This is a genomic window from Brunnivagina elsteri CCALA 953, assembly GCF_002289455.1.
GTDB classification, from domain to species: Bacteria; Cyanobacteriota; Cyanobacteriia; order Cyanobacteriales; family Nostocaceae; genus Brunnivagina; species Brunnivagina elsteri.
In genome coordinates this window covers 1-10939 of the sequence record NZ_NTFS01000223.1, presented here as the reverse complement: position 1 = coordinate 10939, position 10939 = coordinate 1, and the positions used below count along the sequence as shown (strand labels likewise).

General features: G+C 37.6%; 10 protein-coding genes. 7 read left to right on the top strand and 3 right to left on the bottom strand.

What is annotated here, in order from left to right; genetic code table 11:
• Window positions 1–359: 359 nt before the first annotated feature.
• The gene (locus tag CK510_RS18595) at window positions 360–1208 is read right to left on the bottom strand and encodes a transposase (RefSeq protein ID WP_095723122.1); all 849 of its coding nucleotides are present in this window, start codon (window positions 1206–1208) and stop codon (window positions 360–362) included.
• A gap of 2 nt (window positions 1209–1210) precedes the next feature.
• On the opposite strand from CK510_RS18595, the gene CK510_RS18590 reads away from it, so the two are divergent.
• The 3 genes from CK510_RS18590 (at window position 1211) to CK510_RS18580 (ending at window position 2378) form a co-directional block, all read left to right on the top strand.
• Window positions 1211–1552: a hypothetical protein gene (locus tag CK510_RS18590; RefSeq protein WP_245912210.1), complete on the top strand. Its 342-nt coding sequence runs from the start codon at window positions 1211–1213 to the stop codon at window positions 1550–1552.
• Between the two features lie 175 nt (window positions 1553–1727).
• Complete coding sequence (locus CK510_RS33530) at window positions 1728–1940, top strand: hypothetical protein (protein ID WP_245912209.1); 213 nt, start codon at window positions 1728–1730, stop codon at window positions 1938–1940.
• Window positions 1941–2081: 141 nt separating this feature from the next.
• The gene (locus tag CK510_RS18580) at window positions 2082–2378 is read left to right on the top strand and encodes a hypothetical protein (RefSeq protein WP_095723121.1); all 297 of its coding nucleotides are present in this window, start codon (window positions 2082–2084) and stop codon (window positions 2376–2378) included.
• A 190-nt stretch (window positions 2379–2568) separates the two neighbouring features.
• On the opposite strand, the gene CK510_RS34035 is transcribed toward CK510_RS18580, so the two are convergent.
• Complete coding sequence (locus CK510_RS34035; RefSeq protein WP_281257055.1) at window positions 2569–2691, bottom strand: hypothetical protein; 123 nt, start codon at window positions 2689–2691, stop codon at window positions 2569–2571.
• A gap of 222 nt (window positions 2692–2913) precedes the next feature.
• On the opposite strand from CK510_RS34035, the gene CK510_RS18570 reads away from it, so the two are divergent.
• From CK510_RS18570 to CK510_RS18555, 4 genes are all read left to right on the top strand, one after another.
• Complete coding sequence (locus tag CK510_RS18570; RefSeq protein ID WP_095723120.1) at window positions 2914–3351, top strand: hypothetical protein; 438 nt, start codon at window positions 2914–2916, stop codon at window positions 3349–3351.
• A gap of 93 nt (window positions 3352–3444) precedes the next feature.
• Window positions 3445–4233 (top strand): hypothetical protein, encoded by a 789-nt coding sequence (locus tag CK510_RS18565; RefSeq protein WP_095723119.1) that lies wholly within the window; start codon window positions 3445–3447, stop codon window positions 4231–4233.
• A complete protein-coding gene (locus CK510_RS18560) occupies window positions 4230–5852 on the top strand; it encodes an ATP-grasp domain-containing protein (protein ID WP_095723118.1) in 1623 nt (540 codons plus the stop codon). Before CK510_RS18565 ends, CK510_RS18560 begins: the two co-directional genes overlap by 4 nt.
• Window positions 5853–6171: 319 nt before the next feature.
• Entirely contained in the window at window positions 6172–6540 is a 369-nt protein-coding gene (locus tag CK510_RS18555; RefSeq protein ID WP_095723117.1) for a hypothetical protein, read from the top strand.
• Here the strand turns inward: CK510_RS18555 and CK510_RS18550 are convergent.
• A complete protein-coding gene (locus tag CK510_RS18550; RefSeq protein WP_095723116.1) occupies window positions 6482–10876 on the bottom strand; it encodes an nSTAND1 domain-containing NTPase in 4395 nt (1464 codons plus the stop codon). The genes CK510_RS18555 and CK510_RS18550 overlap by 59 nt on opposite strands.
• Window positions 10877–10939 lie beyond the last annotated feature (63 nt).

Genomic DNA, 10939 nt, shown 5'->3' with positions numbered 1-10939 from the left:
ATGAGACCTCTACTCAAACTGGTGCAAGCCTGATTGAGCAAGTCATGTCTTAGATTCAAGAATCTCAGTGGCTTCAGAGAAAGAGAGTGTCAATCCTCGTCGTTCCTCCACCCTACGGGAACGCTAAGAGCGTAGCTTGCTTCTCCGCTTCGGGGTACGCAATGACAGCCTTCCAGAGCGATCGCACAATCTCAAGCTAGATGACGAAAGCAAGTACCAGGGGGGATTTTAAGACTACCCCTGTTAAGGTGTACTCCAAAAAATAGTACATTTACGTCTGTAAAGCTTGCGGGGTAGGAGTTTCAACCAGGTTCGACGTTTGTTGTTTGAGTCTAGAATGCTTGCTCTCGCGTTGTTTATCAGCTAGAAGCCTCGCGCCTCGCAGTAGAGACATGGGGACGGTTAGGTTCTTTTTTTCGTTTTGGTTGGGACTTTTTTTGAGCTTTGGGGCTGGAAGCAAAGCGTTTGAGGTCAACAGTCGCAGCCCATTGTTTTAATAGCTCCGCAAAAGCGGGTAAACTCAGGTGAGTTACAAATTTCCATTCAACGTCGGGAATCGCAACCATCATACCTGTGTAGGTGCTTTGAATTTCCTCAACTAAATAGTAATTGGAAAGACCTGCATCAATTTTTCCTTGCCCGTGAACACTACGCAATGCTGATTTAATCACAGATAAAATGTTGTAGGCAACTAGTGCCATGCAAAAGCTAAACAAAGCGGCTCTGGGATAACCTAAAGTCTTAATTTCGCATTCCAGAGTATCACTAACAACTTGAAATAAACCCTCAACACTCCAACGTTTAAGGTAAATTTGTGAGATTACAATGGAAGAAGCATTTTCTTGTCTCAGATTGCAAAAAACCGCTACCTCAGTATCTCCATCCCTAGTCGGTTCATTTAAACGAACAACAACACCTTTGGGAGCTTTTATTGATTCTCTTTCATATTCAATCAGCACATCTTGTTCAAAAACTTTGCCTGTTGGACTATCTCCGATTTCCTTTAATTCTCCTAATTCCTCATAAGGCATCGATGCATGTTGACGAATTACAAAGTAAGCTTTGCTCTTTGCAATTTCAACTAAAAACATACAGGTACAAAAATTTCTATCTCCTACCCAAACATCGTTCTTTTCTACAGTTTCTAATACTTGGCTAAATAATGCTCTTTCCTGGGTGTTGTCTTTATTGGCAACTTGTAACCACACAAATGTCCCGTTGTTGGAACGATGAGGAGTTTACAACTGAACAAGCAGCTTACGGTATCGCCTTCTTAATTATCAGAGAACTGACAGAATTAACCGTGATTGAACGTTCTTGTCAAGGAACGGGGTTCGATTATTGGTTGGGAACTTCAGCCATTGATGGGGAATTACCATTTCAAAAAAAAGTTAGACTTGAAGTGTCGGGTATCCGTAAGGGTAATTCCAGTCGAATTAAGGCTAGGGTAAAACAAAAGAAAGAACAAACCAAACCTTCTGATGGTCAATTTCCAGCCTACGTAATTGTGCTTGAATTTAGTACACCCTTTTGTTTTGTGGCGAGAAAATGAGTCAAATTCAAGAAAAACACACTACAGCAATGGATTTGGCGGAAGCGGCTATGGTCGCCAAGCTTCGAGGTGACTTAGGACAAGCGTCCTTACTACCCGCCAAGCATTTGAAAATGAACTAGCCGCAGCAGAATTAATTGTTAATCAACTAGATGCAGAACCGACTCGCTCGATTTTGCATCGCAGTGCGGCAACCCTAGCGATCGATTGTGGAGAATTGAAGATAGCGGAACGCTTAATCGCAACTGCTTTATCTGGAAATCCCCCTGAAGAAATTGCGTCTGAATTGAAGGATTTGTTTATTCAAATTAATTTACGTCCTTACTTAGAACGTCGTGGCATAAATATTGATGAAGAACAAATTAATGCTTTAATTGTCAATCGTTAGTACAAAGCGACGTTATATTTTTGCAGTTTTTGTCAGAGTTTTGGTGTTGTGATCGCCCCATACTATATTTAGGGCTTGCTGAAAAACTCCAGAAAACGAATCTAGATACCACTCTGCCCACTGTTAGGGTAGCTTTGGGCGTTGGTTTCTAAATTCACCCCACAATTTTTCACCTATACTATCGGCAAAATTCAGGTATTTTCCATTGGAGACATTGCCACCGATTTAGCAGCGATTTGGATGATGTTTGCGGATAGGGATGCTCGCGATCGCATGATTGCAGAGTATGGGAATATTTCGGAAGCTACCTTAAAACGAGCCAAAGGATGGGCGATCGTTTTTGGCGTTATTTTATTGGATACGGGATTAATAGACAATCCTCGTCATACCAACATGGGGGAAACCATATTAAATCGCCTCTTGGAAGATCGCAAATAGGAATAATCTTGACTATGAACAGCACTCGTTAGCCTTTCTCCAAAGCTACATCCGGAGCGAGGTTATCCAGGTTCAATTGTTGGCATATTTGCAATAAGGGACTTCCAAGTAATTAAACATCCAATTTTTGTAGGGTGTGTTAGGTATAAGCCGTAACGCACCGTTATTTGAAGAAATAGAATTGATTAATTTATTCTTTGGAAGTCCCTAACTCCCCGTGCGATCGCTCTAAAACAGCCCGATACAAACCCTCTTTATCTTGGAAATAATAATCATCGACTTTGCCACACCCGTTTTTGCGGCTTTTGGACATGGCTTATATGGCTTATGAAGCAGAAGAACTTCATGCATTGCGATCGCTCGTACCTCTGTAAACTTTAATTTAAAATTTATTTTTGCTTGCATGTGCATAAACGCTGCAACTCGAACATAGTACCCAGTAGCAAAGGATGAAAGGCAGTTAAAAAGTTCTTCATTCCTTGCAAAGAAAAAATTGCACCCCGTCAGCAACAAATATATTTCAAGGAAAATCAAAATGAAAATTGCACGTTCAACTTCAACTCGGTTAGCACTAGTAATGGGTTTGGCTATTGCCAGTTCAATTATTAGTACAGTTGCAAAAGCTGAATCTGTACCTAACTTGGTTAATTCTAATAGCTCCTCTATCATATCTCAAAAGCCTTTTATCAAAGATTCTGTTAGACGCGATACTCTGGGTAACTTGAACCAAGTACCATTGGGTACTGTATTGGACACCGACGGTGGTAAAACGAAAGAATCGAGCGATAAAGGCAAAGATTCCAGCGATAAAGGTAAAGACTCTAAAGAGACTTGCGAAAGTGGAAATTGCGGCGGTGCTTTTAGAGATAGGATTAACCCTGTTGTTTTGCCTGCAAACCAATTCAAACTTAACCCGCAAATACAAGATACCCGCTCTCAGACTTTAATTAAAGTCAACAAACCAATCTTTTAATAAGTGCTGAGTGCTGAGTAATATTAATTCCTCAGCACTTAGTAAATAATATTTAGCATTAATTACTCAATACTTAAAACTTACTGATATATTATGGATTTATTAATTGTTGGTTCAAGCGATGATAGCTTTTGTGTAGAAGTTAGCGAATTAGTTAAACAGAAAGGTTATACAACAGGAATTCTAGATGTCTGCGATGCGGCGCGATTATTTTCTATTAGTATCGCAGATAGAAAATCTCAGGTTACACCCGATATTCCAGTTATTCTACGTATTCCATCGCCAGCGACTATCCGCACTAGTTTCGATGATTCTTTTATGTATGGTGAGTGTTTAGCGACTTTATGGGCAGCAACAACACTATCAAAATCAATAGTGATTAATCGTCCGACAGCAAATAGCCTTTGGGGTAATGTATCATATTCATCCACCCTCACTAAATTACGGGCTGGTTATAGCAATAGTAGTGTGGAAATATTTTCTTCTCAAATTCCTTCATCGCCACAAGCATTACTCAATAAACAATGGTGTCTCCAAGATTTAGCTACTTATGATACTAGCTTTTATCCGCAAATACCCAATGATATCGGACCATTTCGTGCCAGTTGGGTAGATAGTAATCTAGACTATGAAATTGTGGTGGTTTTAGACGATAAAGCTTGGCGCTGCACTAATGTTGGACTCGAACATTTGCGTCTTGAAGAAAAAAGCATTTCATTGCTCAGAAATTTAGATTTGGTATTTGGCACTATAACTTGGAGTATTGAAAGTAATCTAGAAAAGGCAAGTGTAGCGCGTATTAATCCTTATCCCTCCCTCGAAGAAATACAGTTTGTTTGGTCAGCTTTTGCTCCCGCACTTTTGGAGACAATTTTCTCATGATTTATGCAATTGGACTCGATTCAGACCGGACTTTTTGCCATTTTGTTAATCATGCCGAATCTCGTGGTATCAAAGTACAAGTAATTAATTTGCGCGAAGTTATTCAAAATGGTGATTGGCGATTTGCTTTGCCTGATGATAATTTAAGTTGGCTAAGTTGTTCTGGTCAAAAATATAAATTAAACCCCCAAGCTTCCTACTATTGTCGTTTGATTGACCTCTCGACGGTACAATCAGATTTACACGATGCCATGCGATGGAAAAGTCTTCTTGCTGCACTTTGTAGCTGGCTCGAACATATTCCTGGTACAGTAATTAATCGCCCTAGTGCTGGTGCCAACAACTTCTCAAAACCGCTTCATGAATTTCATCTCCAATCTTGGGATTTTCAAGTTGCCGATAGCGTCACTAGTTCTAATGCACAAGTTCTCGCTGAATTTGCTAGTGCTGGGTTAACAATTGTTAAAACTACATCAGGTATTCGTGCTGATACTAGGTTGGTAAAGGCAGAGGAATTCCGAGATTTTGATTCTAATATTGGACCTGTACATTTGCAAAGATATATAGCAGGTGCGGATGTGCGATCGCATGTGGTTGGTAATCGCGTTCATTCAGAATTGATAAAATGTTCCCAGGTGGATTATCGCCATTCTCACGAAGAATCGGAATATATCGAGTGGGAATTACCAGAATCTCTACAGAATAAAATTATTAATGCGACTGCTGCCTTTGGGTTAAAGTTTGCGGGTTGGGATTTTAAAGTAACTGAAGATAATGAATACTGGTGTTTGGAGGTAAATCCAATGCCGGGATATGATAGTTATGATGTTAGGGCAGAAGGTAAAATTACAGATTCACTTTTGGCATTGCTCGCAGAAAATAGAGTTAATTTGTATGCAGAAAGTTCAAATGAAGTTCTTTCAGAGCAAATTCTCACACCACAGCAGTGCGATGATATTTATTCTACAATTCATAGCTTAAAAAATCTTTGGATTAAACGAGGAGAGTCTCCCAAGTATTTTTCTACTTTGGGTACAGCTAGTTATTTAGATTTTTTAAAGTTAGCTAATTTTGCTGGCGATTATGAAGCTAGATTCAAAGAATATAACCCAATTCTCCAAGAAAAATTTGGTTGGCTTTATGAATTAATTCGAGAATATCTAGAGCGAACACTTTTGAATCCTGTTGTTTATAAAGAAGATGCAGCAATGCCAGGATTTCATATTTGGCAAGATGATAATTTGATTACTAAGCCAAATGCCACAACTCATTTCGATTTACAGTATCGTAATCTCAAATGGGACAAGGAAAAAATAGATGCTGTAAATACGATTTCCTTTACTTTACCAATTAAGTTGCCCCAAAGTGGTGGTGGATTGAATGTTTGGGATTTCCATTACCTTGACGCATATAAACAAGCGATCGCTGGTGATGTTGAAATTAGCAAACGTTTTAGGAACCAAACTTTTCATCCTTATACGGTTGGTGAAATAGTCGTACATAGTGGACATACACTCCATCAAATTGCACCTACTACTTTTATTTATCCTGGCGATGAAAGAATAACTTTGCAATGTCATGGTTTATACTGCGATGGTCAATGGTTATTGTATTGGTAATCCAAAGTCATAGTCCAAGTTTATAGTTCAAGAGTACTCCAAGTAAAAAAATGTCCAGTTGTCATTGCGTAGTCCGAAACGGAGAAGCAAGCTACGTAATTACAGGTTTTGGATCATTTATTTTTTGGAATACTCCAAGTGTCTTTACGGAATTGAATTTTTTGATGTGTAGTAATCAGGGTAATATGAATAAAATCTGGTTAAATCTTTACTTTGGCTACTCTATATGACCCAATGGTGTTGTCAAAGATAATACGTATATTGAATTTTCAGTGTTTTATATTACATCTCAGTCACAAGTATTGAGGTAAAGAAGATTATGAATAAGAGCATTCTCAGCTTGACTTTAGTTGTAACTGGAATTGTATTAACTGCATTACCAAGCCTAGCAGATGTAGTAAATACAACTAATAGTACAACAGTAACTACTTCTATTCAGGTCAATGATTTGCAGATAGTGCCAATTCAGTCCCAGTCAAAGATAAATAGTAGCATACTATTACGAGTTCCTGGTGATAACCAAGGAGGTGGAGACAACACTGTTACACCTAAGAAAGGTCCAGGACCACGACCACCAAGACTACCTGACCCCAATGCGATTTTAAAACAGGGTATACTCTTAAATCCTGCTATTTCCCCAAACCAATTGCAGCAAAGTTTGGACATAAATGTTGCTCCTGGGAATTAATATTAGGGTTATTTTGAAGATAATCATCTAACCAAGCACAACTGTGAGCCAACAGATTATTCAAATCTAAGGTTTGCAGTTTTGTTTTGTCTAGATACCAAACTTTTGCCGTACCATCAAAACTAGAAGAAGCAAGAATTTTACCATCACGGCTAAAACTGAGATTCATGACCGAGTTATCATGTCCAATAAAGGTTTTTAGTTCTCGACCTTCTTTATCCCATAGTTTGATTGTGCGATCGCGACTGGCAGAGGCAATTATTTGACCGTCAGGGCTAAAACTAACGCCAAGTACAGCATCTCGATGCCCAAGGAGGGTTTTGTAAGCAGGTGTTGCAAATCTGCCTGTCTGATTTTTCTTCCAAAGTTTAATAGTATTGTCTGAACTAGCAGAGGCAAGTATATCTCCTTGAGGATTAAAGCTAATATTATTTACAGGCTTTTTATGCCCTATAATGGTTTGGAGCAATTTACCGTCTTTTTCTCGCCAAATTTTAATTGTTGTATCCATACTTGCTGAGGCGATAGTATCTCCTTGAGGACTAAAAACAGCACCAAAAACTTCTCCAGTATGTCCAGTAAGAGTATTAATTAATCTAAAATCTTTTACTCGCCAAAGTTTAATTGTTTTATCTTTACTACCGGAAGCTAATATATCACCTTTCGGGTTAAAACTAACACTATTAACTTGGTCTTGATGACCCGTGATAGTTTTTATCATATAACCATCGCGAGTACGCCAAAGCTTAATATACCAATCTTTACTAGCTGAAGCTAAAGTTTCTCCATCAGCACTAAAAGCAACACTTTGGACTTCTTGGCTATGTCCATAAACTGATTTATTATATCCTTCTAAAGTTTGGCGTAATTTTAGTGATGGAAACTGCCAAAGTTTTATAGTTGTATTATTGCCAGAAGTGGCAATTAAATTAGCTTGAGGGTTAATATTTACACTATATATTTGACCCTGATTTGCCTGAATTGTTTGAGGTAAATCTTTCAATTCCCATAGTCTAATAGTTTGGTCGGCACCTGCGGAGATAATGGTTTTACCATCTTTACTAAAATTAACGTTTAAGATGCCATTACTATGACCAAGTATATTTACAATGACATTACCTTGTTGTATGTCCCAAAGTTTAATAATATTATCATCCCCTGCCGAGACTAAAGTTTTTCCATCTTGACTAAAAGCTAAACTTTTGACTGGGCTGGTATGGGATGCAAAAGTTGTAATTAAACTACCTTTGTTAAAATCCCAAATTTTAATCATTTTGTCGCTGCTGGCAGAAGCAAGTATTTTATTATCAGGACTAAATGCGATACTATTAACTTGATTTCCATGTCTGCGTAAAGTTTTAATTAGGCGATTATTATTTAATTGCCAGATATTAATAGTACTATCACCACTGGCTGAAGCAATCAATTTCCCATCAGCATTAAAACTAACGGCATTGACAGTTTGATTGTGACCTTTTAAAGTAGCAATTAAAGTTCCATCGTTCGCTTTCCAAATTTTGACGGTATTATCATTACTTCCAGAAGCTAGAATACTACCATCAGGACTAAATTGAACACTCATTACTTCCTTCTCATGTCCAACTAAAGTCCTAATTAACTTTCCATCATGAGGATTCCAAAGTTTTATTGTTTTATCGAAACTCGCGGTAGCTAATAGATTTCCCTGAGGATTAAAACTAGCACTCTTAATAGCATCTTGATGTCCTTGTAATTTCCGTAATAATTTACCATTGCGACTCCAAATAATTACACTATTATCATCACTAGTCGAAGCAATAATCTTACCATCTGGACTAAACTTGGCGCTAGTAACAGTTGCACTATGTCCTTCAATACGATTACGCTCTTGAATATTATAAAATGCTTTTTGTAAAGTATTGAGAGTGGAAAATTTAATATTGTCAGGCACAAAAATTGTATTTTGTAACCTCTTCCCTGCCTTTACACTAGCAACAAGTGCCTCTAATTGTTGATTAGATAATAAATTAGCTTTTGATGATTCATTTAAAGCTTCAACTTCCTGTAATTGGGCTGTCTGCGACTTCCAATAAGCTAAACCACCTAAACTTACAGCAGCTACTCCCAAAATACTCAGCGCGACTACTGCCCTTTGTGCTTGTTTTAATCTTCTTTTTTCTAATACCTGCTGCCGTTTCCTTTCCTCTAAACAAGCAACAACGAATTCCTGCACATCTGGAGATAACTCATCTATGTATTTAATATAAATATCTTCCGCTTCAGCTAACCTAATACCCTGTAATAAAAAATCAGATGAGGATTGATTATACCTCCAAAGTTGTGCAGCTTGCTCAACTTGTCGCTGCGATCGCAACCGCGCTCTATTTTCCTCTAACCACCAGCGTAGCGTAGACCAATGTCGAATTAGAATTTCATGAGCAACTTCAACTGTAACAGGAGGGAGTGGGAGGGATACTTCTAAGTGAGTATCTGTTTCTACTTTTATGTATCTATTATCTCCTTTATCTGCTGCCCTATCCCCTATTTCTCCCTTCCCCTCTCCTTCCAAATTCACTACTACTAACTTTGCAGCAGTGAACGCTTGTAATGTTTTTTCGATTAATTGGGTAGAATATTTTCTAACTATTAATTCAGATTTATAAACTCGTCGTCGAGTATCTTCTGTACCTTCTCCTAGTTGGGTTAAAGACAGAAAAATCCATTTTGCACATTCTTGTTCTTTTGCATCTAAATTCTCGTACACATTTTGCGATGAACGTTCTAAAGCACCTTGTATCCCACCAAGTTTTTCTTGATACGCTTTTAAAGTTAACTCACCATTAACGCGATGATGCCATAGTTGTTCTAAAACAAATTCCACTAAAGGTAAATCACCCGCAGAGTCATTTAATTCATGTAAAAGTACTTCGACTAACTCTGGTTCTACCCTCAAGCCAACTTGTTGTGCTGGATTAATAATGATACGGCGATAATCATTTAAACTTAAACTTGGTGGAACTAAAACATTATGGGATTGTAATAAATTTGCTAAAGGAATAACTTCTAAACATGAAGCGATGAAATCAGCACGCAAAGTAATAATTAATTTAAAACGGTCACTTGCATATTCTATGACACCTAATAATAAGTCTAAAAATTTGCCTCTATCAGGTGGTGATGTCAGGGTAAATAATTCCTCAAATTGGTCTATCACCAACAATAAAATAGGTTTGGGTCGGCTACGTAACCAGTAAACAAAACTTTCTATACCTAAGTTTAGTATTCCTTCCATTAATAAGGGGGAATCTCCATCCAACTTCTGTGCTAATGTCTCCAAAGGATTCGCATTTGGGCGCATCTTTTTGATTAACCATTGCTGACTATTAGGTATTTGTTTACCTTGACGTAATGCAGGAATAAAGCCGGCTTGAACTATTGAAGATTTGCCACTACCAGAAGCACCAATTACGGCTAAAAAAGATTTGTTTTGAATTTGGTTAATTAATTGCTGCGTTAAGTCTTCCCTACCATAAAAATACTGTGTATCTTCTTCCGAGAAAGCACTCAAACCCATATAAGGACAGATACCCAAATCTATAGCTTGCGATTCTTGTTTTACTTCGGAAATTCCTGGCAAGATTTCAATAATACCTTGGGTTCCCGATAAGTATGCTTGCAAAGTATTAGAACTATCAGCTAAAGACAATTGCAGTTGAGCTATCATTCCAGCAGCAGATAACCCATCGGGTGCTAAATTTGCTGTTAAAGTATCTAATAAATTTTGGGCAAAGCACTCATTTTCCCCATAGGTAGATATATAAGCTAATACACATTGTCCTTCTTTGGTTTTAATTTGTAAATCTTCGATCCAATCCTGTATAAAAGTTTTATTTTGTGTATTAACACCAGCAATATCTAAAATAATTACTTGCTTATTATCACAGCATCGCAGTTGCTGTTTTAACCAAGAACGCTTCAGACGAGTATCACCTAATATCAACCATTCTCCTGCATCTGTTTCTTCAATTACTCCCCGTAGATAAAGAAAAACTAATCCTGTTTCTTTTCTTAAATGCTGCGATTGTAAATAGCGGATAATAGCTGTTTTAATATCGATAGTAGTTATTTTACTTGCTTGTAAATACTCTAATTCAAAACAACCACGACTACTAAGAATTTTACTAATTTCTACCGTTGTATTACTCGAAGGAAATCCCTCAATTACTAATCCTATACGATTTTTATCAGCAGTTATTTCTTTATTTCTTTTACCTAAAATTAATTCCCCAACTCCCTCTACAATACGTTTAGGTGTCTGTAAAGGATATTCAACAAAAAGATGATGGGAGCATCCCACTTTTTATTTAGCGAGCAAAGATTAATCCATTAAGGTAAGCACAACGGTGAGCAATGACTTGAG

Bases quoted from the DNA above. Each gene is read 5' to 3' on its own strand.
- CK510_RS18590 (WP_245912210.1), top strand. From the start codon at position 1,211: ATGTCCCGTTGTTGGAACGATGAGGAGTTTACAACTGAACAAGCAGCT.
- CK510_RS34035 (WP_281257055.1), bottom strand. From the start codon at position 2,691: ATGTCCAAAAGCCGCAAAAACGGGTGTGGCAAAGTCGATGATTATTAT.
- CK510_RS18570 (WP_095723120.1), top strand. From the start codon at position 2,914: ATGAAAATTGCACGTTCAACTTCAACTCGGTTAGCACTAGTAATGGGT.
- CK510_RS18565 (WP_095723119.1), top strand. From the start codon at position 3,445: ATGGATTTATTAATTGTTGGTTCAAGCGATGATAGCTTTTGTGTAGAA.
- CK510_RS18560 (WP_095723118.1), top strand. From the start codon at position 4,230: ATGATTTATGCAATTGGACTCGATTCAGACCGGACTTTTTGCCATTTT.
- CK510_RS18555 (WP_095723117.1), top strand. From the start codon at position 6,172: ATGAATAAGAGCATTCTCAGCTTGACTTTAGTTGTAACTGGAATTGTA.